This is a genomic window from Rhodopseudomonas sp. BR0M22, from assembly GCF_010907035.1.
Taxonomy (GTDB): Bacteria; Pseudomonadota; Alphaproteobacteria; order Rhizobiales; family Xanthobacteraceae; genus Rhodopseudomonas.
Window position 1 is genome coordinate 19,172 of sequence record NZ_QUMK01000048.1, and the last position, 24,110, is coordinate 43,281.

The 24,110-nt window shown below is 65.2% G+C and carries 20 protein-coding genes; 15 read left to right on the plus strand and 5 right to left on the minus strand.

The features are described 5' to 3' along the window. Positions 1-403: 403 nt before the first annotated feature. Positions 404-814, plus strand: coding sequence for a BA14K family protein (locus DY468_RS16040; RefSeq protein WP_164605801.1), 411 nt, complete (start codon positions 404-406; stop codon positions 812-814). Between the two features lie 156 nt (positions 815-970). Further along, on the plus strand, positions 971-1,897 hold the full coding sequence (locus DY468_RS16045) for a cation diffusion facilitator family transporter (RefSeq protein WP_164605802.1): 927 nt from the start codon (positions 971-973) through the stop codon (positions 1,895-1,897). A 111-nt stretch (positions 1,898-2,008) separates the two neighbouring features. On the opposite strand, the gene DY468_RS16050 is transcribed toward DY468_RS16045, so the two are convergent. After that, on the minus strand, positions 2,009-3,394 hold the full coding sequence (locus DY468_RS16050; RefSeq protein ID WP_164605803.1) for a hypothetical protein: 1,386 nt from the start codon (positions 3,392-3,394) through the stop codon (positions 2,009-2,011). A gap of 376 nt (positions 3,395-3,770) precedes the next feature. Between DY468_RS16050 and DY468_RS16055 the strand changes: the two genes are divergently transcribed. The 4 genes from DY468_RS16055 to DY468_RS16070 all read left to right on the plus strand — a co-directional run bounded on the left by DY468_RS16055 (position 3,771) and on the right by DY468_RS16070 (position 8,117). Continuing rightward, positions 3,771-4,640, plus strand: coding sequence for an ADP-polyphosphate phosphotransferase (locus DY468_RS16055; RefSeq protein ID WP_164605804.1), 870 nt, complete (start codon positions 3,771-3,773; stop codon positions 4,638-4,640). A gap of 83 nt (positions 4,641-4,723) precedes the next feature. After that, on the plus strand, positions 4,724-5,485 hold the full coding sequence (fabI, locus tag DY468_RS16060; RefSeq protein WP_164605805.1) for an enoyl-ACP reductase FabI: 762 nt from the start codon (positions 4,724-4,726) through the stop codon (positions 5,483-5,485). Between the two features lie 23 nt (positions 5,486-5,508). Continuing rightward, positions 5,509-6,924 (plus strand): bifunctional enoyl-CoA hydratase/phosphate acetyltransferase, encoded by a 1,416-nt coding sequence (locus tag DY468_RS16065; protein WP_164605806.1) that lies wholly within the window; start codon positions 5,509-5,511, stop codon positions 6,922-6,924. Next, the gene (locus DY468_RS16070; protein ID WP_164605807.1) at positions 6,921-8,117 is read left to right on the plus strand and encodes an acetate/propionate family kinase; all 1,197 of its coding nucleotides are present in this window, start codon (positions 6,921-6,923) and stop codon (positions 8,115-8,117) included. The genes DY468_RS16065 and DY468_RS16070 overlap by 4 nt, the downstream gene beginning before the upstream one ends. Here the strand turns inward: DY468_RS16070 and DY468_RS16075 are convergent, their stop codons facing one another. Further along, positions 8,118-9,320 carry a GGDEF domain-containing protein gene (locus DY468_RS16075; RefSeq protein WP_164605808.1) on the minus strand — a complete coding sequence of 401 codons (1,203 nt, stop codon included), beginning with the start codon at positions 9,318-9,320 and terminating at the stop codon, positions 8,118-8,120. Positions 9,321-9,500: 180 nt separating this feature from the next. Next, positions 9,501-10,412 carry a PaaI family thioesterase gene (locus DY468_RS16080; protein ID WP_164605809.1) on the minus strand — a complete coding sequence of 304 codons (912 nt, stop codon included), beginning with the start codon at positions 10,410-10,412 and terminating at the stop codon, positions 9,501-9,503. 126 nt (positions 10,413-10,538) lie between these two features. On the opposite strand from DY468_RS16080, the gene DY468_RS16085 reads away from it, so the two are divergent. Next, positions 10,539-11,288, plus strand: coding sequence for a thermonuclease family protein (locus tag DY468_RS16085; protein WP_164605810.1), 750 nt, complete (start codon positions 10,539-10,541; stop codon positions 11,286-11,288). Here the strand turns inward: DY468_RS16085 and DY468_RS16090 are convergent. Further along, positions 11,272-12,195, minus strand: a complete 924-nt coding sequence (locus tag DY468_RS16090) for a ketopantoate reductase family protein (protein WP_164605811.1) — start codon at positions 12,193-12,195, stop codon at positions 11,272-11,274. The genes DY468_RS16085 and DY468_RS16090 overlap by 17 nt on opposite strands. Before the next feature lie 87 nt (positions 12,196-12,282). On the opposite strand from DY468_RS16090, the gene DY468_RS16095 reads away from it, so the two are divergent. Next, entirely contained in the window at positions 12,283-13,323 is a 1,041-nt protein-coding gene (locus DY468_RS16095; RefSeq protein WP_164605812.1) for a GMP reductase, read from the plus strand. A gap of 9 nt (positions 13,324-13,332) precedes the next feature. On the opposite strand, the gene DY468_RS16100 is transcribed toward DY468_RS16095, so the two are convergent. Further along, positions 13,333-14,190, minus strand: coding sequence for an HpcH/HpaI aldolase/citrate lyase family protein (locus tag DY468_RS16100; RefSeq protein ID WP_164605813.1), 858 nt, complete (start codon positions 14,188-14,190; stop codon positions 13,333-13,335). Between the two features lie 207 nt (positions 14,191-14,397). On the opposite strand from DY468_RS16100, the gene DY468_RS16105 reads away from it, so the two are divergent. The 7 genes from DY468_RS16105 to DY468_RS16135 form a co-directional block, all read left to right on the plus strand. Beyond that, a complete protein-coding gene (locus tag DY468_RS16105) occupies positions 14,398-15,564 on the plus strand; it encodes an acyl-CoA dehydrogenase family protein (protein ID WP_164605814.1) in 1,167 nt (388 codons plus the stop codon). A gap of 524 nt (positions 15,565-16,088) precedes the next feature. After that, positions 16,089-17,402 carry a CmpA/NrtA family ABC transporter substrate-binding protein gene (locus DY468_RS16110; protein WP_164605815.1) on the plus strand — a complete coding sequence of 438 codons (1,314 nt, stop codon included), beginning with the start codon at positions 16,089-16,091 and terminating at the stop codon, positions 17,400-17,402. 80 nt (positions 17,403-17,482) lie between these two features. After that, on the plus strand, positions 17,483-18,346 hold the full coding sequence (gene ntrB, locus DY468_RS16115; RefSeq protein WP_502706231.1) for a nitrate ABC transporter permease: 864 nt from the start codon (positions 17,483-17,485) through the stop codon (positions 18,344-18,346). A 10-nt stretch (positions 18,347-18,356) separates the two neighbouring features. Next, positions 18,357-19,151 carry an ABC transporter ATP-binding protein gene (locus tag DY468_RS16120; protein ID WP_164605817.1) on the plus strand — a complete coding sequence of 265 codons (795 nt, stop codon included), beginning with the start codon at positions 18,357-18,359 and terminating at the stop codon, positions 19,149-19,151. A gap of 49 nt (positions 19,152-19,200) precedes the next feature. Next, complete coding sequence (locus tag DY468_RS16125) at positions 19,201-20,427, plus strand: NAD(P)/FAD-dependent oxidoreductase (RefSeq protein WP_164605818.1); 1,227 nt, start codon at positions 19,201-19,203, stop codon at positions 20,425-20,427. Between the two features lie 58 nt (positions 20,428-20,485). After that, positions 20,486-23,194, plus strand: a complete 2,709-nt coding sequence (locus tag DY468_RS16130) for a nitrate reductase (protein ID WP_164605819.1) — start codon at positions 20,486-20,488, stop codon at positions 23,192-23,194. 263 nt (positions 23,195-23,457) lie between these two features. After that, on the plus strand, positions 23,458-24,110 hold a 653-nt coding region (locus DY468_RS16135), incomplete at its 3' end, for a transporter substrate-binding protein (RefSeq protein WP_164605820.1).

A 24,110-nucleotide genomic window follows, 5' to 3' on the forward strand; every position in this document is an offset into this window, starting at 1 on the left:
TCGGACTGTTTGCGGGCGTCACGGTTCTACGTAAGCACGAGGGCCGAAGGCTGCGGGATTTCTTCAGGATCAGCAACGATGCGAGCCCGAAGTCAGATCAGAGGTCACGGGTTGGAACAATGGAGCTTCAAAACGGTGACGACATCACGCTCGTTACGCACGGGGTGCCGATGCACGTCGGTTCGGTTCGTTCGCCGTCATGACCGTGATGACCACGATGTTGTCTGTGCAGCGACTGTGTGCGGCACCCATGAGCAACCGGCGTTTGTACGACAGTTGACGGAATATTGGTCGCACCCTGTTTTGCGGAACGCTCGATGGTATTTCCCGTTGTCGCAGCAGATCGTCCAGCGGCGCCTGTGTGTCGCGGTCGGCATTGATCGAAACAACAAGGAGACTATCGATGATGATTTCGCGTGCGCTACCCGCCGCTGCGTTGCTGGTGGGCTCGCTGGCGCTGGCGTCGACCCCGTCTGCGGCCGCGCCGATGATGGCCGGTGCGGCGCCTCAACAGGCGCCGTCGGCCGTTCAGCAGGTGCAATGGCGCCATCACGGTTATCACGGGCACCACGGCTGGCACGGTCACCGTGGCTGGGGGCACCGCGGCTACTATCGCCACGGCGGTGGCTATGGCTGGGGGCCGGCGATCGGCGGCCTCGCGGCCGGCGCGATCATCGGTGGCGCAATCGCAAACAGTCAGGCACAGGCTCGTGCGGCTGATGCCGACGCCTACTGCGCGCAGCGTTTCAAGTCCTATGACCCGTCTTCGGGCACCTACCTCGGCTACGATGGCCGGCGGCATGCTTGCCCGTAACGGCAAGCTCCCATCTGACAGAACGGGCCACGAGCCGCGCGACGATGTCGCGCGGCTCACTTTTGTCCGCTGCCAAGACGTGAGACGTGGCTGGCAAAGCTCGCAGGACGGTGCGATCGTGCTCGGGATTTGGATCGGATCGTAGCGAAAAACCGCATGTCGCACGCGTCGTCGAAGAAAGTGATCTATGCGGCGCTCGTCGGCAACCTCGCGATCGCCGTTACCAAGATGGCCGCGGCGGTCTGGACCGGCAGTTCGGCGATGCTCAGCGAGGGCGTGCACTCGCTGGTCGATACAGGCAACGAACTATTGCTGTTGTACGGATTGCATCGTGCCGCCAAGCCGGCCGATGCCGCCCATCCGCTCGGTTACGGCCGCGAGCTTTATTTCTGGAGCTTCATCGTGGCTCTGCTGATCTTCTCGATCGGCGCCGGCGTCTCGTTCTACGAGGGCGTGGTGCATGTGCTCGATCCGAAGCCGATCAGCGACGTGCGGGTCAGCTATATCGTGCTCGGGCTCGCTTTCGTGTTCGAGCTGGGCTCCTGGTACGTCGCCTGGAAGGGATTTCGTGAGGTCGCCCCGGCGCTGGGATACGTGCCCGACGCTGAATATGTCGAGGCGGCGATCCGCAGCAAGGACCCGACGTCGTTCATGGTGCTGTTCGAGGACACCGCGGCGCTGCTCGGCATCCTGATCGCATTGGCCGGCACCGCCGCCGCGGACTGGCTTCAGATGCCGGTGCTCGACGGCGTCGCCTCGATCGCGATCGGACTATTGCTCGGGCTGACCGGCGCATTCCTGGCGCGCGAGAGCAAGGGGCTCCTGATGGGTGAGCCAGCCGATCCCGCACTTCGGGACCGGATCTTGCAGATTGCGCGCAGCCATGGGCGCATCGTCAGCGTCGAGCCGGTGTTCACGGTGCACCTCGCGCCCTGGCAGATCGTGGTGGCGCTGACATTGGATTTTCCGGACGACAGCCGCGCGGTCGACGTCGAGCGCAGCTTCGCCTCGCTGGAAGCCGAGATCAAACGCCGTTGCCCGCAAGTGGTCGGCGTATTCATCCGCCCACAGTTGCAGCGATAGAGCGTATTCGAGCGAAGTGGAAAACCGGTTCGCGTGAAGAAGACGCTTCAAGACCGAATGCAGGACCTCCGATCTGATTCAATCAGAACGGAGCGGTCGTGCTGGAGGATCTCAGTTCGCAGTATCGTCGTCGGTTCCGCGGCGGCCGTTCCTGAGATACGCGACCGCGGCGATCATTGCCGTGAAGGTCGCGATCCATACGATCCGCGATCCATAGCGATCGTGCGGACCGGAGATGATGCCGCAGACCATGGCGTTGCCGAGCAGCGCCAGCGTCACAGTGCCGGCCAGCAGGGTGACGTCGTCGAGCCGGCGCCGCCATGCCGCCGAGCCGAGGATCGCCAGCATCAGCACCATCGACCCCAGCGCGACCGGGACGTGGACCACATTCACCGCGTCGAAATTGATGTCCCAATGCTGCTGCTTGGCCGCCCGCATCGCCTTGCTCTGCTCGGGCAGATAGCGCTCGATGATGCCGTAGGTGTGCGGCAGCCAGCCGTTGGTGCCTTCGCCGGTGGCGACGTGGACGAGCTGGTCCCAGGTCGCCTTGGCGGCGGCCTTGGCCTGCAGCCACGGATAAGTGATCAAGGCCTGCTTCGAGATGAACTCCATCTCGTCGCTCATGCCGTCGAAGCGGCCGAGCTTGTCGAACATGTTGTTGCCGCCCCACAGGAAGTCGTCGCCGGTCGGCGGCAGCTCGTCCTTGTAGGGGCACAGCTTGAGCTGTTGCTGCGGGCAATGGTCGTCGAGATAGCGCTTGACGATGCCGTCCTGCAGCATTCGGCCGAATGCGACGCCGGAGCCGCCCGGCGTCCAGGTCAGCTTGCCGGACAGCGCATAGTTGCAGCCGAGCACCAGCAGCGCCCCGAGCACCAGCGCCGAGCTGGCCTGGGTCAGGCCGGAGGCGGTGATCCGGCCGCGCAGCCAGGGCAGCAGCACCCAGCCGGCGGCGCAGACGCCGGAGAGCACGATCATGGTGGCGCTGTGGGTCGAGGCTGCGAAGGCGGTGAAGGCGAACAGCAGGATCTTTTCCAGCGTCGTGGTCTGGTTGCGATAGGCGATCAGCAGGAACAGCGTCAGCACCGACAGACCGGCGAAGATGTCGGTCAGCAGCATGCTGGTGATCCAGGGCAGCGCCGTGGTGGCGATCAGGCCGACGCCGATCGCGGCGAGCCGGAACGGGCCGGTGATACCGAACACCCGCAAGGTCAGTTGGATGATCCACAGCGAGACGATCGCCTGGAACGCGAGGTTGAGCCAGAACTGAGTCTGCTCGCCGAGATGCAGGTAGATGCCGTAGGAGGTCGACCGGTTGATGACCAGATAGCCCTCGTACCAGCGGGCGAGGTAACCGCCAGTGTCGTACTGCAGCAGCGGGTAGCCGTTCCAGATCGCCGGCGCCAGCATCAGCAGTGGCAGAACGAACAGCGCGATCCGCGCCGCATTGCTTCGGCGCGCCTGCGCGACGAGAACCTTACCGGGAATAGAAGTTTCCATCTCGACCGCTCTTACCCGCGCTGGGACCGTCGGAGCCGACGGGGCCTCTCGAAAAGGCCACCGAGGCCGTCCGAGGCGGCCCGCACCATAGTGATTTCCGTTGACTACACAAGCGCTTCGCGCCGCCAGGGTAGCCCGGCGGCCGGGCGCAGATGAAGTACAAATGAGGTTGCTTTATGTCGGTTGTGCACCTTGCGGCGCCCATGCCCGACCGGCTGCAACTTTAGGGCGCCGATGATGAACGAAGCCTGACTGAGTTAAGGGTTCGGGAGGGGCGGTGGTGGCGCCGCCCCGGAGGTGGTTATAATTCCCCTGAGCGGGAGACGGCCGGGCGGCGGCCGGCCGGTCCTGCGGTTACGACCCCGAAAGGACGGATATGAAGATCAAGACCAAGCAGTTTCGGGTCGAGGAGGGCGAAAAAGTCGACCTCGGCAAACGGCCCACCGAAGTCGATCCGTTCTACGAATCCAAGGAACACTATCACGAGCTGCTCCGCAGCCAGGTCGAGCGGCTCAGCGATCTGCAGCAGCTGCTCTACGCCAGTAACCGCCACGCCGTGCTGCTGATCTTCCAGGCAATGGACGCTGCCGGCAAGGACGGGGTGATCCGGCATGTGATGTCCGGGGTCAATCCGCAGGGCTGCCAGGTGTTCAGCTTCAAGCACCCCAGTGCCACCGAGCTGCAGCACGATTTCCTATGGCGGACCACCCGGGACCTACCGGAGCGCGGCCGGATCGGGATCTTCAACCGCTCCTACTACGAAGAGGTGCTGATCGTCCGGGTTCACCCGGACATCCTGCAGAGCGAGGCGGTGCCGAACGGCGAAAATTTCGGCAAATCGTTCTGGCATAAACGCTACCGCTCGATCCGCGATCTGGAGCAGCATCTGCACGCCAACGGTACTCGGATCGTCAAATTCTTCCTGCATCTGTCGAAGGACGAGCAGCGTAAGCGGTTCCTGGCACGGATCGACGAGCCGGAGAAAAACTGGAAGTTCAGCCCGGCCGACCTCGAAGAGCGTCAGTACTGGGACGACTATATGGATGCATATGAGAAATGTCTCAGCGAGACATCCAGCGAAGACTCGCCGTGGTACGCCGTTCCGGCCGACGACAAGGAGAATGCGCGGCTGATCGTCTCGCAGGTGATCGTCGAGACCATGGAATCGCTCAAAATGAGCTATCCGGAAACCACGCCCGCGCGGCGCAAAGAACTGCTGCGGATGCGTGACCAACTGGTGAAGTGAACCGACGACGTCCGGCATCGCCCGGAGGTTGGTTGCAGGCGCCTGTCATGGTGATGACACGGTGCTGAGGTTACGGAGACCACATGACACTGCAAGGTAAGAAGGGCTTGGTCGTCGGCATCGCCAACGACCAGAGCATCGCATTCGGTTGCGCGCGCGCGTTTCGCGAAGCCGGAGCCGAACTCGCCGTCACCTATCTCAACGACAAGGCTGCGCCGCACGTCGTACCGCTCGCCGAGCAGCTCGGTTGTCCGATCGTGGTGCCATGCGACGTGCGCGAGCCCGGCCAGCTCGAAGCGGTATTCGAGCGGATCACCCAGCAATGGGGAAGGCTCGACTTCCTGCTGCATTCGATCGCGTTCGCGCCGAAGGAAGATCTGCACGGCCGCGTGGTCGACTGCTCCCAGGCCGGCTTTGCGATGGCGATGGACGTGTCGTGCCATTCCTTCATCCGCATGGCGAGGCTCGCCGAGCCGCTGATGCCGGATGGCGGCTGTCTGCTCACCGTGTCGTTCTACGGCTCGGAGAAGGTGGTCGAAGACTACAATCTGATGGGGCCGGTGAAGGCGGCGCTGGAAAGCTCGGTGCGCTACATGGCGGCCGAACTGGCGCCGAAGCAGATCCGCGTCCACGCGCTGTCACCGGGGCCGCTGATGACCCGTGCGGCTTCAGGCATCGCGCGGTTCGACGAACTGCTGGAGCGCACCCGCGCCCGGCTGCCGGCGCATCAGCTCGTCAGCATCGAGGACGTCGGCGCCGTTGCCGCATTCCTGGTCGGTGACGGCGCAAGATCGCTGACCGGCAACATCGAATACATCGACGCCGGCTATCATGTGATCGGCTGACGTCGTTCCTCCTGGAGTAAGAGATGGAACAGATTCAGAACCGCACCTTCGACGAGATCGAGGTCGGTGACAGCGCCAGCTTGGCGCGCACGCTGACCTATCGCGACATCGAGGTGTTCGCGGTGATGTCGGGCGACGTCAATCCGATGCACGTCGATGCCGCCTTCGCCAAGAGCGACATGTTCCATCAGGTGGTGGCGCACGGGATGTGGGGCGGGGCCCTGATCTCGACCCTGCTGGGCACGCAACTGCCGGGCCCGGGCACGATCTATCTCGATCAGTCGCTGCGCTTCACCAGGCCGGTTCTGCTGGGTGACACCGTCACCGTCACCGTCACCGTCAAGGAAAAGAACGCTGCCAAGAAGCGGCTGCTGCTGGATTGCCGTGCCACCAATCAGCGCGGCGAAGACGTCATCACCGGCCTCGCCGAAGTGATCGCGCCGGTCGAGAAGATCTCGCGGCCGCGGGTCCTGCTGCCGGAGATCGATCTGCATCCCACCGCGCGCCGCTACGAGCGGATGATCGAGATGACGCGCGGGCTGGAGCCGATCCGCACCGCCGTGGTGCATCCGGTCGACTCCGCCTCGCTGCTCGGTGCCGTCGAGGCGGCGCGCGAGCGGCTGATCGTGCCGGTCCTGGTCGGGCCGGAAGCGAAGATCCGCGCCGCCGCCGCCCAGGCCGCGCTCGACCTGACGGGCTACGAGATCGTCGCCGTCGAGCACAGCGCCGCTGCCGCCGAAGCTGCGGTGGCGATGGCACGGTCCGGTGAGGTGGAGGCGCTGATGAAGGGCGCGCTGCACACCGACGAGCTGATGCACGCGGTGGTCGACGGTGCCCATGGCTTGCGCACCGCGCGGCGGATCAGTCACGTCTATGCGATCGACGCGCCGAACTATCCGCGCGCGCTGCTGGTCACCGACGCGGCGATCAACATCTATCCGTCGCTCGCCGACAAGCGCGACATCATCCAGAACGCGATCGATCTGGCGCATGCGCTCGGCATCGGTGAGCCGCGGGTGGCGATCCTGTCGGCGGTCGAGACCGTCACCGAGAACATCCGCTCCACGCTCGACGCTGCGGCGCTGTGCAAGATGGCCGAACGCGGCCAGATCACCGGCGGCATCCTCGACGGGCCGCTGGCGTTCGACAACGCGGTGTCGGCGGAGGCCGCCAAGACCAAGGGCATCGTCTCCCCTGTCGCCGGCCGCGCCGACATCTTCGTGGTGCCGGATCTCGAAGCCGGCAACATGCTGGCCAAGCAGCTCGAATATCTCGCCCACGCCCACGTCGCCGGGATCGTGCTCGGGGCGCGGGTGCCGATCATCCTCACCAGCCGTGCCGACAAGACGCTGGCGCGGCTCGGCTCCTGCGCGATCGCGCTGCTGCTCGCCCGGCACAAGGCCGCGGCCCTGTCGAATTTTTCCGGAGGTGCTGCGTGAGCGATGTGCTGCTGGTCCTCAATGCCGGTTCCTCGAGCATCAAATTCGCCCTTTACGAAGCCCACACTGAACCGACCGCCGAACATCTGATTTGCGAAGGCGGCATCGGCAGTCTTGGTCATCGCCCGCATTTCAAGGTCGTGAATCCCGACGGCGCGACGCGGCATGACGACTATCTGCCCGAGGGCGCCAGCCACGACGATGCGATGGCGGTGCTGATCGGCTGGATCGAAAGCTCGTTCCCGGACCAGCGGCTGAGCGCGGTCGGCCATCGGGTCGTCCATGGCGGCGCATTGTTCGACGGCCCGGTGCATGTCACGTCGGACGTGATCGCCCAGCTCCGCTCCTTCGACAGGCTGGCGCCGCTGCATCAGCCGCACAATGTTGCGGCGATCGAGGCGCTGGCGAAGTTACACCCGAAGCTGCCGCAGATCGCCTGTTTCGACACCGCGTTTCATCATCGCCTGCCCGAGGTCGCGACCGCCTTCGCGTTGCCGCGCAAGCTGACCGAACAGGGCGTTCGCCGTTACGGCTTTCACGGCCTGTCCTACGAATACATCGCAGGCCGCCTGCCGGACGTCGCCGGACAGGCGGTCGCCGATGGCCGTGTGGTGGTGGCGCATCTCGGCGCCGGTGCCAGCATGTGCGCGATGCTGAGGTGCCGCAGCATCGCCACCACGATGGGCTTCACCGCGCTCGACGGTCTGATGATGGGCAGCCGCTGCGGCGAGCTCGACCCCGGCGTGGTGCTGTATCTGCTCGAAGAGAAAGGCATGGCTCCGCGCGAGATCGAAGATCTACTGTATCGCGAGTCCGGCCTGCTCGGCGTCTCCGGCATCAGCGACGATATGCGCACGTTGCTGGCGAGCGACGATCCGCGTGCCTGCGAAGCGATCGAGCTATTTGTATATCGGATCTCCCGCGAACTCGGTTCGCTCGCCGCCGCGCTCGGCGGGCTCGATGCACTGGTGTTCACCGGCGGCATCGGCGAACACGCCGCCGAAATCCGGCGACGGGTTTGTGCGCAGGCGACCTGGCTCGGTGTCGTGCTCGATCCCGACGCCAATGCGAATCTATCCGGGGCGGGGCGGATCAGCGCGCCGGACAGCAGAGTTTCGGTCTGGGCGATCCCCACTGACGAAGATCTGATGATCGCGCGTCATGTGTGGCGACTCGCGGACGGCGGGCGCTGATCAGCAGGCGTCGACGTTGGTTGGCCGCGTCGCCGGAGCAGCCTGGTCGTGCTCCAGCAGGGGAGCAATTTCTGTGACCAGCGGCGCATGATCGGCCAAGAAAGCGACCTCGCGTACCCGGCCGGGCCGGTTGCGTTTCACCGCATACAGCGCCTCATCGGCCTTGTGCAGCAATTCGTCGAGCGTGACTCCATCGCTTGGCGCCAGCGCGCGGCCGAAGCTGGCGCCCAGCAGCACCGCTTCGCCGGCGACCGCATAGGGCTCCGACAGCGCCGCGACGATGCGGCGACCAAGGTCGTCGGCTGCTGCCGTATCCGTTACGTTGGCCTGCACCACGACGAATTCGTCGCCGCCGATCCGGGCCGCGAGATCCTCGTCGTCGAGGAGCTCGGTCATGCGTCCGGCAACGATCCGCAAGATCTCGTCGCCTGCGGCATGGCCGAACCGGTCGTTGGCCTCCTTGAAGAAATCGAGATCGAGGCTGATGACAGCGAAGCCTTCGCCGTGGCGGGTCAGCCGCTTGGCGAGTTCGTTGAAATGTTCGACCAGATGCCGACGGTTCGGCAGATTGGTCAGCGCGTCGGCTCGCGCAAGCCGCGTCGCTTCGGCGCGCAGCGTCAACTGCTCGGCGGTGGTAGCGTGGATGTAGTCGATCAGTTCGAGGCCGCCCAACGCGAAGATCACGAATAGCAGCGCCTGAGCGGTGTGCAGCAGATCAAGATTCCACAGCGCAGCCGCGACCGCCGGTGTCACCGAGACCACCAGCGAAGTCTGTACGATCCACGGCCGTATCGAGAACCGCGTGGTGGTGCCGGCGCAATAGCCGAACACGAGTCCGCCCGCGATCATATGCGCGGCGAGGTCGGGCAACAGGAAGCAGCGGACCGCGAAGGCACCGACGCAAACGCCGGTCGAGATCACGCCGACGGCGAGTCGGCGCTCCCACAGTTTCGCCATCCCGACATCGAGCGGGCGCTTTGCAACGGCATGGTCGAACGCGAAGCACAGAACAAGCCGTCCAAGCGTCACCGCCATGCCGGCGAGGCCGATGACCGCCATCATCAGATCGTGCGTCTGCCAAGCGACCGCGAGGCCGGTGGTCAGCATCGCACAGCCCACCACCACGATGGGCCAACGCGCGGTGTACAGCAATCGAACGAATTCGATGTAGACGGCGTTCGCGATCTTGCTGTTCGCTGTCATCAGAGGTGTCGATCTCGCAGCAGTGTGCCGCGTCAGGTGACCAGCGCCTATTGCGACAGCGAGATACCTATTCCCTCAATGTTGAATGCAGCGTGAAACCGGTTCCGCCGGCCGGATTGTGGTGAATCGCCGCTTAATCGCCAAACGACAGCTGCGAATTCGACCAGCAATGACGGCGGCTTACTCTGCCGTGCCGGAGCGCAGCTTGAAATGACCGTAGCACGACGCGATCGGCTCGGCCGGATCACGCTGATAGGCCTGTGCTTCGAACGCCACCAAGCGGCGGCCCTGCTTGACGATCGAGACCTTGGCGAAGGTGTCGAGCGGTCGGCCCGAGCGCAGATAGTTCACGGTCAGCCCGATCGGCTTCGGTGCGGCGCTGAGGCCGATCTCACGGCGCACGCTGACGATCGCGGCGGTCTCCAGGAATGCTCCGATCACGCCGCCGTGCAGCGCCGGCAGGATCGGATTGCCGACCAGCTTCGGATCATACGGCATCATCGCCTGCGCCTCGCCATCGACGCGGATGCCGAGGAAGCGCGGATAGGGGCTGATCGCCAGCGGGCCGTCGGGGCCGTCCGGCGCCACCAGCTCGGGCGGCGAGTCCATCGTCACTTTGGGCTTCTGCCGCAGCATGTCGCTCCGGTTGGCGCCGAGCATGAACATCGCGGTGGCGGAGGCGATCGGAACGTCTTCGGCATCCTGATAGGCGGTGGCGCGGACGAATGCGATCGAGCGGGTGAGATGATAGCAATGCGCGTGCGCCCGCATCACCTGTCCGGGCGTCGCCGGCCGCAAATAGTCGATCCGCAGGTCCAGCGTGGCGATCGCGGTGGTGCCGGGCAGCGCCAGCTGCACCGCCATGCCGCAGCTCTCGTCGAGCATCGCGGTGACGACGCCGCCATGGATCACGCCGGTCGAAACGTCGCCGACGAACACCGGATGATAGGGCAGGCTGCTCCACGCTTCGGCAGGGGCGTAGCGGTCGAGTTGCAAACCGATGATGGCACCGTGGATCGAGCGGCGGTTCTTGATCATCCGCGCCTTGTCGTCGAACGACAGCGCCGGATCGGGGATCGATTGGTCGGACATGAGAACGGCTTTTAGCAAGCAAGAGTGGGCCGTCAAAGCGTTCCGGCGATGTGCGACTATCATTTCGGCGCACGGCTGGTATGACTGTCTTCAGCCGGAGTGGGCGAGGTGATGAGAGGGCCGAGAATGTGTCGACTGATCGTGATGGTCTTGGGTCTGATGCTGACGACCTCCGCCTTGGCTGCAGAGGCGGTGGTGAAGGACGGCGACACACTGCAGCTCGGCGACAAGACCTTTCGGCTGGAGGGCGTCGATGCGCCTGAGCTGGATCAGCGCTGCGTGAGCGAGTTTGCGGATCCGTCAGCCTGCGGCCTCGAAGCCCGCGATGCGCTGATCAAGCTGATCGGCGGCCGCAGCGTCGCCTGCCGCGATCTCGGTCCTGATCCGGTGTTCAAGGGACGCCGGCTCGGCACCTGCACGGTCGCCGGCGAGGCCGAGAGCCTCAGCCGTCGCCTCGTGCAGGACGGCTTCGCGCTCAATGCCGCCGCCGGCGGCAAGGATCGTTTCGCCGGCGATGAGACCAGGGCCAAGGACGAACGCAAAGGACTGTGGCGCGGCTGCTTCGTCGCGCCGAACGATTTCCGGCGCTGGAACAAGGACGCTCCGCTGCGCGGCGCCGCCTGCCGCGACGACAAGCACGCCGAACTGGTCGAGGTGATGTTCCCGGACACACCGGCGATGCTGCCGGGGTGCAGCATCAAGGGCAAGCTGGCGCGCCGCGCCCGCCTCACCGGCAATGTCGGGGTATATCAGCTCCGCGGTTGCCCGAGCTATGCCAGCCTGACCAAGCCGAACCGCTGGTTCTGCTCGGAAGACGACGCTCGCGCCGCCGGCTTCCGCAAGGCCTACAACTGCCGGATCAAGCTGACGCCATAACGCCCGATCCGCCGACGCCGCGGCGGCTCTCGATCAGCTTGACCATCACGGTCAGCGCCAGATTGGTCGGGGTCGGCACACCATGCGCGGCGCCGAGCCGCGCGACCGTGCCGTTGAGAAAGTCGATTTCGCTCGGCTTGCCGCGCGCCAGATCCTGTGCGGTCGACGACTTCTGGCTCGGCATCGCCCCGGGTAGCGCCAGCGTCTTGGCCATCGCGTCGTCCGGAATGCCGACGCCGCAGGCGCGCGCCACCGCGATGCATTCGTCGATCACGTTGCGGACGACCTGCTCGGTGCCGCCAACCGCCAGCAGGGCGCCGTAAGGCAGGTCGGCGACGGCCGACAGCGCGTTATAGGCGCAGTTCAGCATCAGCTTCGACCACAGCGCCTGATCGATGTCGGCCGCGACCGTGGTCGGGATCTTCGCGGCGACCAGTGCCGACGCGATCGCGTCGCTCTGCGCCGAGGCGCCGATCAGCAGTTCGCCGCGGCCGTGATGGCGGACATGGCCCGGCCCCGCCATCTCGGTGCCGACATACACCACCGACGCGATTACCGGATGGTCGATTGCGGCCTGCAGCCGAGAGGCATTGTCGACGCCGTTCTGCAGGCTGAGGATCACGCTGTCCGGCTTCAGCCGAGGCTGCAGCGCGCGGCCCGCGCTCTCAGTATCGGCCGATTTGACGCAGAACAGCACCAGATCGGGCGGGGCGATCGTGCTGGGTTCGGTGACGGCACGCACCGGGACGGGCTGGATGCCGTCCTTGGTGTCGAGCAGCAGGCCGTTCGCCTCGATCGCATCGACGTGGGTCTGTCGCCCGATCAGCGTCACGTCGTGGCCGGCCAGCGACAGCAATCCGCCGAAATAGCATCCGACCGCGCCGGCCCCCATCACTGCCACTTGCATTCCGCTCTCCCTTCCCGTGCGCGAACCAATGCGCAATGTTTCCTTTTTAAGGTCGGCGTTCGGCCGATGAAACCGGGAGAGGCGTGCGTGCACATCGATTTGAATCCGAAACTCGACTTTCGCGACGTGCTGATCCGGCCCAAGCGCTCGGTGCTGTCGTCGCGGTTCGAGGCCAACATCAAGCGCAGCTTCCGCTTCCGCCATTCCAGCCGCGCCTGGACAGGATTTCCGCTGATCGCGTCCAACATGGACACCATCGGTACGCTGGAGATGGCGAAGGCGTTCAGACCGTTCGGTGCGCTGGTCGCCCTGCACAAGTTTCACCAGCCTGATCGACTGGCGGAGTACCTCGCCGGCGACGAGGACCCCAACGTGTTCGTCACCGTCGGCACCGGCTCGGCCGATTGGGACCGGCTCGCCGCGGTGAAGGCCAAGGTCAAGGTGCCGATGCTGAACATCGACGTTGCCAACGGCTATACCGAAGCCTTCGTGCGGGCGGTGGCCAAGCTGCGCGACGAGAACACGGACGCGATCATCATGGCCGGCACGGTGGTGACCGCCGAGATGACCGAAGCGCTGGTGATTGCCGGCGCCGACATCGTCCGCGTCGGGATCGGCTCCGGCTCGGTGTGTACGACGCGCGATCTCACCGGCGTCGGCTATCCGCAGCTCTCGGCCGTGATCGAATGCGCCGATGCGGCGCACGGACTGAAGGGGCACGTCTGCTCGGATGGCGGCTGCGTCGTGCCGGGCGATCTCGCCAAGGCCTATGGCGGCGGTGCCGATTTCGTCATGCTCGGCGGCATGTTGGCCGGTCACGACGAATGCGGCGGCGAATTGAAGTACGCCGAGCCGGACGGGAAGACCCCGACCAGCATGGTGTTCTACGGCATGTCGTCGGAGACCGCGATGAACAAGTACCACGGCGGCGTCGCCGACTATCGCGCGGCCGAGGGCAAGACCGTCGAGGTGCCGTATCGCGGCGACGTGCGCGCCACGGTGGAGAAGATCGCCGGCGGTCTGCGCTCGGCGATGACCTATATCGGCGCCGAGAATCTGAAGGAAATTCCGAAGCGAACCACCTTCATCCTGGTCAATGCTCAGCGCAACACGGTGTTCGACCGCTGAGCGCCGTGGTCATCGGCGCGGCGACAGGCCGAGGAGTTTCTCGGCCGCGCGCAGATGCGGACGATCGATCATGCGGCCGTCGAGGCGCAGCGTACCGGCATCCGGATTGGCCGCAAATGCCGCGACCACTTGCTGCGCCCAAGCCCGCTCTTCTGCGGTCGGCGCGAATGCGGCGTTGACGATGTCGACCTGCTTGGGATGGATCAGCGCCTTGGCGCCGAAACCGTCGCGCCGCGCCGCACGAGCTTCGTCCTCCAACCCGGCGAGATTGTCGATGTCGGTGTAGACGGCGTCGATCGCGGTGACACCCGCCGCGGCGGCGCCCATCAGGCACAGATCGCGCGCCAGCCGGTAGGGGCTGTGCAGCGAGCCGCCGTTGCGGTTTTCGGTCGCGCCGAGCGAGGCGGCGAGATCCTCCGCGCCCCACATCAACCCGCTGAGCCGCGGCGAGCAATCCTGATAGCTGCCGAGGCCGAACATCGAGCCTGCGGTCTCGGTCGCCACCACGACGATCCGGGTCGTGCCCACCAGCGCGGCCGCTGCCTCGAATGCGTCGAGCCACAGCGCCAAGGTGCGGACATCGTCGCCGCCGCGTGACTTCGGCAACACGATGCCGTCCGGCGCCGCCGGCATGACGGCGGCGAGGTCACCGAGCGTGCGGCCGGTGTCGAGTGCGTTGACGCGGACGTAGCGCTGCTGCGCCGTGCGCGGCGCCTGCAGCATCGCGGATGTCAGCGCGCGGGCTTCGTCTTTCCTCTCCGGTACGACGGAATCTTCGAGGTCGAGGATCAGGGTGTCGGCTGCGCCCTGCGCCGCCTTCTCGAATTTGCGCGGGCTGTCGCCCGGAACGAACAACATCGAACGCATCGGCCGTGCTCCGCTATTCCGGCGCATCGCATTGCGGATGCGATTGTTGACAGTGGATTCGACCTATAGGAACGTTTTGTCGCACAAACAATAACGATGGCGCTCTTCCGGGAGGCGCGCCGCTCCAGGCCGGAGCTTTTCCATGCGACGGAAACTTCGCGTCGCTCCGCCGACGGCTCGGCCGGCACCCAAGGACATCAGCCCACCATGGACTTCGCACTCACCGATCAGCAGGAAGCCATTCGCGATGCGATCGCCAAGATCTGCAGCGGTTTCGACGACGCCTATTGGCTGAAGAAGGACCGCGAGGGCGGCTTCCCCCACGACTTCCACAAGGCGCTGGCCGATGCCGGCTGGCTCGGCATCTGCGTGCCGGAAGCCTATGGCGGCTCCGGCCTCGGTATCACCGAGGCCGCGATCATGATGCGCACGATCTCGGAGTCCGGTGGCGGCATGTCGGGTGCCTCGGCGGTGCACATCAACGTGTTCGGACTCAATCCCGTCGTTGTCTTCGGCACCGACGAGCAGCGCCGGCGCATGCTGCCGCCGATGGTCGCGGGCCGCGACAAAGCCTGCTTCGCAGTGACCGAGCCCAATACCGGCCTCAACACCACGCAGCTCAAGACCCGCGCGGTGCGCAAGGGCGACCGCTACGTCGTCAACGGTCAGAAGGTGTGGATCTCGACCGCGCAGGTCGCCAACAAGATTCTGCTGCTGGCGCGCACCACGCCGCTCGAAGAGGTGAAGTCACCGACCCACGGCCTCAGCCTGTTTTATGCGGATCTCGATCGCACCAAAATCAAGGTGCACGAGATCGAGAAGATGGGCCGCAAGATCGTCGACTCCAACGAATTGTTCTTCGAGGATTTCGAGATCCCGGTCGAGGACCGGATCGGCGAGGAAGGCAAGGGCTTCCACTACATCCTCGAAGGCATGAACCCGGAGCGCATCCTGATCGCCGCCGAAGCGGTCGGGCTCGGCAAGCTGGCGCTGTCGCGCGCGGCCGACTACGCCAAGACCCGGATCGTGTTCAACCGCCCGATCGGGCAGAACCAGGGGATTCAGCATCCGCTCGCCAAGAACTGGGTCGAACTGGAAGCGGCGTGGCTGATGGTGATGTCGGCGGCCTGGCAATACGACCAGGGCATGGCCTGCGGCGCCGCCGCCAATGCGGCGAAGTATCTGGCCGGCGAAGCGGGCTTCTCGGCCTGCGAGCAGGCGGTGATGACCCATGGCGGCTTCGGCTATGCCAAGGAGTATCACGTCGAGCGCTACTTGCGCGAGGTGATGATCCCGAGGATCGCGCCGGTCAGCCCGCAGCTTGCGCTCAGTTTCATCGCCGAAAAGGTGCTCGGATTGGCGAAATCGTACTGACCGGGACGTCCGAAAGGAACGCTGCCGGCAAGTCGGCTGGAACTCGTGGGTTGCTCATCGGCCGCTTCGGGCAGCCTGTTGGATGCCCGACCTGGTTGCAAGGCGCGATCCTGTGGTTGTTACCAGTTCGACCATCCATCGGGTGCTCAGGGCTCGCCCGCTGACGCGGCGGCCTGTTCGCGGCGCTCCGATGTCCGCTGCGCTGCACATTTCGTCGTCAACTGCCCAACAAGTTTGCCCGCACGGTGCCCCCGAGGGGCTTTGCCGGATTCCGAGGTGCCGGCTCAACTAATTGCAGAAGCTGACAGATAACGCCTGGCGAGCGGTTGGCACGATTCTCGCTACACATATTGGCGAAGGACGCCGATGCGGCGCCCGGATATCCATCGAACTCCGACAGCAAAGCCGCTGTCCTGGATCGCGCAAGCGAACTCCAGGCAGCGGCTTTTTCGCGTTGGCGGTCGGCGATGGCGATCGTGCTCACGAACCAGGGTCTTACGACCCCAGCATGGATGCTTGCAGCGATGACGATCATGAACGGCCGCTTCGGACGCAAAATCAGCCGCCGACAGATGTTGAAAGTTGGCGCCGGTGCGGCAGCGCTGGTCGCCGCCGCCAAGTTGAATTTCCCGGGCGGAGCCTTCGCTGACGAGGCCGGTCCCGAAGTCAAGGGAGCGCGACTCGGCTTCATCGCGTTGACGGATGCGGCGCCGCTGTTCGTCGCCAAAGAGAAGGGCTTCTTCGCCAAATACGGCATGCCCGACGTCACCGTCGAGAAGCAGACGTCGTGGGGAACGACGCGCGACAACCTCGTTCTCGGCTCCGAAGGCAACGGCATCGACGGCGCGCATATTCTCACGCCGATGCCCTATCTGATGACGGCGGGGCTGGTCACTCAGAACAACGTTCCGACCCCGATGCACATTCTGGCGCGGCTCGACCTCAACTGTCAGGGGATCTCGGTCGGTAACGAATATGCCGACCTCAAGGTCGGTCTCGACGCCGCGCCGCTCAAGGCCGCGCTCGACAAGAAGAAGGCGAGCGGCAAGTCGGTGAAGGCGGCGATGACCTTTCCCGGCGGCACCCATGATCTGTGGATCCGCTACTGGATGGCGGCCGGCGGCATCGATCCGGACCGCGACATCGAGACCATCGTGGTGCCGCCGCCGCAGATGGTGGCCAATATGAAGGTCCACACCATGGACGTGCTGTGCGTCGGCGAGCCGTGGAACGAACAGCTGATCCACCAGAAGGCGGGCTATTCGGCGCTGACCACAGGCGAGATCTGGAAGGATCATCCGGAGAAAGCGCTCGGGATGCGCGCCGCCTGGGTCGAGAAGCATCCCCGTGCCGCCAAGGCGTTGCTGATGGCGGTGATGGAAGCGCTGCAGTGGTGTGACAAGGAGGAGAACAAGGACGAACTCGCCGCGATCAGTGCCAAGCGGCAATGGATGAACGTGCCGGTTGCCGACATTATCGAGCGGATCAAGGGCAACTTCGATTACGGCGACGGCCGGGTCGTCAAGAACAGCCCGCTCCTGATGAAGTTCTGGCGCGATCACGCGTCCTATCCGTTCCAGAGCCACGATCTGTGGTTCATCACCGAGAACATGCGCTGGGGCCAATTCCCGCGCTCGACCGACGCCAAGGCGCTGATCGCCAAAGTCAACCGCGAAGATCTCTGGAAGGACGCCGCCAAGACGCTCGGCGTCGCTGCTGCCGACATTCCGACCTCGACGTCGCGCGGCAAGGAGACGCTGTTCGACGGCAAGGTGTTCGATCCGGAAAACCCGGACGCTTACCTGAAATCGCTGACCATCAAGCGCATCGAAGTCTGAAGACGCGCACGGCTCCGCTGTCTTCGAAGATCATGGAGAGCAATGCAATGACCCTGCAAGCGATCAAGACCGAGCCGGCGATGGCGCTGCCTGCGCCGTCAGCGGCCGTTGTGGCGTTGCCGCCGACGCCAAAGCGGAGGTCGGCTTCCCGCTGGCTCGGAATGCTGAGGCATGCGGCGGTACGTGTCGTGCCGCCGCTGATCGTCGTGGTTCTTCTGCTGGTGATCTGGGAATTGACTTGCCGTGGTGCGGGCTCGACGCTGCCGCCGCCGTCGCGTGTGTTGTCCGACACCCGGGATCTGATCGTCGATCCGTTCTACGACCACGGCGGCATCGACAAGGGGCTGTTCTGGCACATCTATGCCAGCCTGAAGCGGGTCGCGCTCGGCTACTCGCTGGCTGCGGTCGCCGGCATCGCGCTCGGCACGCTGGTCGGACAATCGATCTGGGCGATGCGCGGGCTCGATCCGATCTTCCAGGTGCTGCGCACGATCCCGCCGCTGGCGTGGCTGCCGCTGTCGCTGGCGGCATTTCGCGACGGCGAGCCGTCGGCCATCTTCGTGATCTTCATCACCTCGATCTGGCCGATCATCATCAACACCGCGGTCGGTATCCGCAACATTCCGCAGGACTATCGCAACGTCGCCGCGGTGGTGCAGCTCAATCCGCTGGAATTCTTCTGGAAGGTGATGCTGCCGTCGGCCGCGCCCTACATCTTCACCGGCCTGCGCATCGGCATCGGCCTGTCGTGGCTCGCCATCATCGCGGCCGAGATGCTGATCGGCGGCGTCGGCATCGGCTTCTTCATATGGGACGCATGGAATTCGTCGCATATCAGCGAAATCATCCTGGCCCTCGTCTATGTCGGCATCGTCGGATTCGTCCTCGACCGGCTGATCGCAGGCCTCGGCAAACTCGTCACCCACGGCGTCTCGGCCTCCTGAGGAGCGCATCATGCAGCCCTATCTGAAGCTGGATTACATCGGCAAGACGTTCACCCGCGGCGCCGTCACCACCGAAGTGCTGAAGGACGTCTGTCTCGATATCGCCCGCGGGGACTACGTCTCGATCATCGGCCATTCCGGTTGCGGCAAGTCGACGCTGCTCAACATCGTCGCCGGGCTGACCCGCGCGACGGTCGGCGGAGTGTTGCTGGAAAACCGCGAGGTGAATTCGCCGGGGCCGGACCGCGCCGTGGTGTTTCAGAACCACAGCCTGCTGCCGTGGCTGACCGTCTATCAAAACGTGCAGCTCGGCGTCGACAAGGTGTTCGCCAAGACCAAGTCGCGCGCCGAGCGCCACGACTGGACCATGCACAATCTCAATCTGGTGCAGATGGCGCACGCCAAGGACAAGCGGCCCTCGGAAATTTCCGGCGGCATGAAGCAGCGCGTCGGCATTGCTCGGGCGCTGGCGATGGAGCCGAAGGTGCTGTTGCTCGATGAACCATTCGGTGCGCTCGACGCGCTGACCCGGGCTCACTTGCAGGACTCGGTGATGGCGCTGCACCAGAAGCTGAACAACACTATCCTGATGATCACCCACGACGTCGACGAGGCCGTGCTGCTGTCGGATCGCATCGTGATGATGACCAACGGACCGTCGGCCCGGATCGGGGAAGTGCTCGAGGTGCCGTTGCCGCACCCCCGCAATCGGCTCGAGCTGGCGAGCAATCCGACCTACCTGAAATGCCGCCAGCGCGTGCTGGAGTTCCTGTACGAGCGCCACCGCTTCGTCGAAGCGGCGTGACCGGCATGAACGCCCGCCGGATCGCGGGCAGGGAGGTCGAGGAGGCACGATGAGCGAGCCATTGGTAATCGTCGGTAACGGCATGGCGGCGGCGCGGCTGGTCGAGGAGCTGGCCGGGCGTGCGCTCGGCCGCTACGCCATCGCGGTGATCGGCGACGAGCCGCGGCTCGCGTACAACCGCGTCCTGCTGTCGTCGGTGCTGGCGCGCGAGGTCTCGCCCGCCGAGATCGAACTCCGGCCGGCGCAATGGTGGCGCGATCGTGGAGTGACGCTGCTCTACGGTCGCAGCGCCGTGGCTATCGATCCCGAGATCCGGCGCGTGCGCCTCGCCGGCGGTGCGACGCTGCCTTACTCGAAACTGGTGCTGACCACCGGCTCGAAGCCGATCCGGCTGAACGTGCCCGGCATGGAGCTGCCGGGGGTCATGACGTTTCGCGATCTGTCCGATATCACCGCGATCGAGCAGGCGGCTTCGTCGGGGCGCCGGGCCGTGGTGATCGGTGGCGGCCTGCTCGGCCTCGAAGCGGCCTATGGCCTCGCCAGATCCGGCGCGGACGTCACCGTGGTGCATCTGATGGACCGGCTGATGGAGCGGCAGCTCGATCCGCGCGCGTCCGCGATGCTGAAGCAGGCGGTCGAGCACAAGGGCATTGCGGTGCGGCTCGAGGCCGACACCGCGGCGATCGAAGGCGGCGATCGCGTCGGAGCGGTTCAGTTCGCCGACGGCACGCGCGTCGCCGCCGATCTGGTGGTGGTGGCCGCAGGGATCCGTCCCAATGTCGATCTGGCGTACAGCGCCGGCGTTGCGGTCGGGCGCGGCATTCTGGTGGACGATCGTCTGCAGACCAGCGATCCGGACATCTATGCGATCGGCGAGTGCGCCGAGCATCGCGGCGCCTGTTACGGGCTGGTGGAGCCGGCTTACGAGCAGGCGCGGGCGCTGGCATCGCATCTCGGCGGCGGCAGCGAAGCGTATCGCGGCAGCGTACTGGCGACCAATCTGAAGGTCGGCGGCATCGCGCTGTTCTCGGCCGGCGAATTTCTCGGCGGCGCCGGCACCGAAGCGATCGTTCTGACCGATCCCGGTATCGGCGCCTACAAGAAGCTGGTGATCAAGGACGGCTGTCTGGTCGGCTGCGTGCTGTTCGGCGATGCCGCCGACGGCCTCTGGTATCTCGAGCTGATCCGCTCGAAGCAGTCGATCGAACCGTTTCGCGGTGAGCTGATGTTCGGCCGGGCGTTCGCCGAGCGCGGCAGCGCCGCGCTGGCCGCTTGAGGCGGCCGATGCGCAGCATTTCGCCGGCGCTTACCCGCTATCCCCAGGGGCTTCCGCGATGAACGCATTGACGCAGCATCCTCCCGCGGTGCGGACTACTTGTGCGTATTGCGGCGTCGGCTGCGGCGTACTCGCGAGCCCGGACGGGCTCGGCGGCGCGACGATCGGCGGCGATCCGGACCATCCGGCGAATTTCGGCCGGCTGTGCTCGAAGGGGGCGGCGCTCGGCGAGACGCTGTCTTTGGACGGACGCCTGCTCTACCCGATGCTGCGTCAATCGGACGGCACCATGGTGCGGGCGTCGTGGGACGAGGCGCTGGACCGGGTCGCGGACGGCTTCGCCGCGATCGTCGAGCGGCACGGACCGGACGCCGTGGCGTTCTATTTGTCCGGTCAGCTTCTCACCGAAGACTACTACGTCGCCAACAAGCTGATGAAGGGATTCATCGGCTCGGCCAATGTCGACACCAATTCGCGGCTGTGCATGTCGTCTTCGGTCGCGGGCCATCGGCGTGCCTTCGGCGCCGACACGGTGCCGGGCGGCTACGCCGATCTCGATGAGGCGGATCTGGTCGTGCTCACCGGCTCCAATGCCGCGTGGTGTCATCCGGTGCTGTATCAGCGTATCCTTGCCAACAAGCGCGAACGCGGCGCCAGGATCGTGGTGATCGATCCCCGCCGCACCGCTACCGTCGACGACGGCGATCTGCATCTTGCGGTCGCGCCGGGAATGGACACGGTGTTGTTCAGCGGTCTGCTGGTGCATCTCGCCGACACGCTCGCCTTCGATTACGGCTATCTCGACGCGCATACCGCCGGCCTGACCGAAGCGCTGGTGCGGGCGCGCGAGATCGCTCCGACGGTGTCGGCGACGGCGGCCGGCAGCGGCGTCGCCGAAGACGATGTGGTCCGATTCTTCGAACTGTTCCGAAGCACCGAGAAGACCGTGACCTGCTACTCGCAGGGGGTCAACCAGTCGGCGCAGGGGACCGACAAGGTCAACGCGATCCTCAACTGCCACCTTGCCACCGGACGGATCGGGCGTCCCGGCATGGGGCCGTTCTCGCTCACGGGGCAACCCAATGCGATGGGTGGCCGCGAAGTCGGCGGCCTCGCCAATCAGCTCGCCGCGCATATGGGCTTCGAGCCGGAAGCGATCGATCGGGTCGGGCGGTTTTGGCGCGCTGGCGCGCCGGCGCGGCGCGAAGGCCTCAAGGCGGTGCAGATGTTCGAGGCGATCGGCCGTGGCGAGATCAAGGCGCTGTGGGTGATGGCCACCAATCCGGCCGTCTCGTTGCCGCGCGCCGGCTTGATCCAGGACGCGCTGGGCAAGCTCGATCTGCTAGTTATCTCCGACAACGTCGCACGTACCGACACCATCGCGGCCGGCGCCGACGTGTTACTGCCGGCGGCGGCCTGGGGCGAAAAGGACGGCACCGTCACCAATTCGGAGCGGCGGATCTCGCGGCAGCGCGCCTTCCTGCCGCTGCCCGGCGAAGCAAGGCCGGATTGGTGGATCGTGACGGAGGTAGCGCGGCGAATGGGCTTCGCGGATGCCTTCGCCTATCGCTCGGCAGCGGACGTGTTTCGCGAGCATGCCGCGCTGTCGGCATTCGAAAACGATGGAACGCGCGATTTCGATATCGGTGCGCTGGCCGGGCTGAGCGACGATGCCTATCGGGCGCTCGATCCGGTACAATGGCCGGTGCGCGCCGGTGAACCGACCGGCGATCGGCGTTTCTTCGCTGACGGCCGGTTCTTCACTCCGGATCGTCGCGCAAGGTTGATCGCACCGGAGCCGCCGCAGCCGCACGCTGCGCCGTCGTCGCAGTTTCCGCTGGTGCTGAACACCGGGCGGATCCGCGACCAATGGCACACGATGACGCGCTCGGGTCGCAGTCCGCGGCTCGGCGCGCATCTGCCGCAGCCCTTCGTCGAAGTGCATCCGGTCGACGCGGCGGCGGCCGGACTCAGCGACGGCGGCTTCGCGCGGGTCAGCTCCGTCCACGGAGTTTGCATCCTCAAGGTGATGGTCAGCGACGGCCAACGGCCGGGGTCGCTGTTCGCGCCGATTCATTGGAGTAACAGCACAGCTGCGATGGCGAGGGTCGGTGAATTAGTGGCGTCGGTCACCGATCCGTTCTCCGGCCAGCCCGAAGCCAAGGCGACCCCGGCGGCGATCGCGCCGGTCGGCTTTGCGTTGGAAGGTTTCGTTTTGACCCGCAGTAGATGCGATCTACCCGCCGGCACCTGGTGGTCGGAGGTGACGATCGGTGGCGGACTCGAGGTGACGGTCGCGAGCGACGCTCCGTTGGCGCAGTGGCAGTCGCATGCGCAGTCGTTGTTCGGCCCCGGCGTCGAACTCGCCGAATACCTCGACACGCCGCGGCAGAGCTATCGCGTGGCGGCGTTCCTGGACGGACGGCTGATCGCCTGCCTGTTCCTCGGCCCGTCCAACGATCCGCCGCCATCGGATGCGGTGAAGGCGCTGTTCGAGATGGAAACGCTCGGCGATGCGCCTCGCCGGACGCTGTTGTCCGGGCGGTCAGTCAGCGGTCTCACCGATCACGGCGCGATCGTCTGCGCATGCTTCGGCGTCGGCCGCAACACGCTGCAGACCGCTATTCGGGATGGCGCGACCAGCGTTGACGCAATCGGCACACGGTTGCGCGCCGGCACCAATTGCGGCTCCTGTCTGCCCGAGTTGCGCAAGCTGCTACGACACAGCGTCAGCGATCCCGCCGGTGACGCGCATGCCGGCTCGTGACGGGAGTTGGCCGTCCCGGCGAAAGCCGAGCGTTCTGTCTGATGCGGACCGGTCGAGCCGGACACGATGATCCGCGCGACGATCATGTGCGCCAGCGATCAGCTTGTCGCGTCAGCGCCGACCGCCGCTCAAGCCGCAAGTCTCGCCTTGTCGGACTTGGCACGCACTTCGCTTTCAAGCGTCGAATGTCGTCAGTATTGCATCTTGTAAAGGGATTGCGCATTGCTGGCCTGATTGCCACACGAAAAAGGCTGCTAATCAATATGGCACTAGGCGACGAAAAATTAGGCAGTTGGCGTGTCGGAGTTCTATTTTCGGAGACTGGAGTAACATCGGCTGTCGAGCGTTCACAACTCAATGCGACCTTGCTTGCGATCGAGGAGATCAATGCAGCGGGTGGGGTGCTCGACCGGCCGGTCGAACCGATCGTTTACGATCCGGCATCCAATCCAAAGCAAATTCGCAATCTGGCCGAGCGACTGCTTCAGGTCGACGGGGTGCGCCTGATCTTCGGCTGCTACATGACGAGCACCAGAAAGGCGATCCTGCCGGTCGTGGAAGCCTATCGTGGCCTTCTGTTCTATCCGACGTTGTACGAGGGGTTCGAGTACTCGCGCCACTGCATTTACACCGGCGCGGCGCCGAACCAGAATTCGATTCAGCTCGCGAAATATCTCCTGTCGGTCTACGGCAACCGCTTCGTCTTCGTCGGCTCGAATTACATCTACCCCTACGAGTCGAATCGGCTGATGGCGGATTTCGTGTCCCAGGATCGCGGCAAGGTGCTGGACGAACTCTACGTTCCGCTCGAGGTGCAGCCCAAAGACTTCGACCGCGTCATCGCCAAGATCAAGAAAGCCTCTCCCGACGTGATCTTCTCGACGGTCGTCGGCAGCGGAACGGCGATGTTCTATCA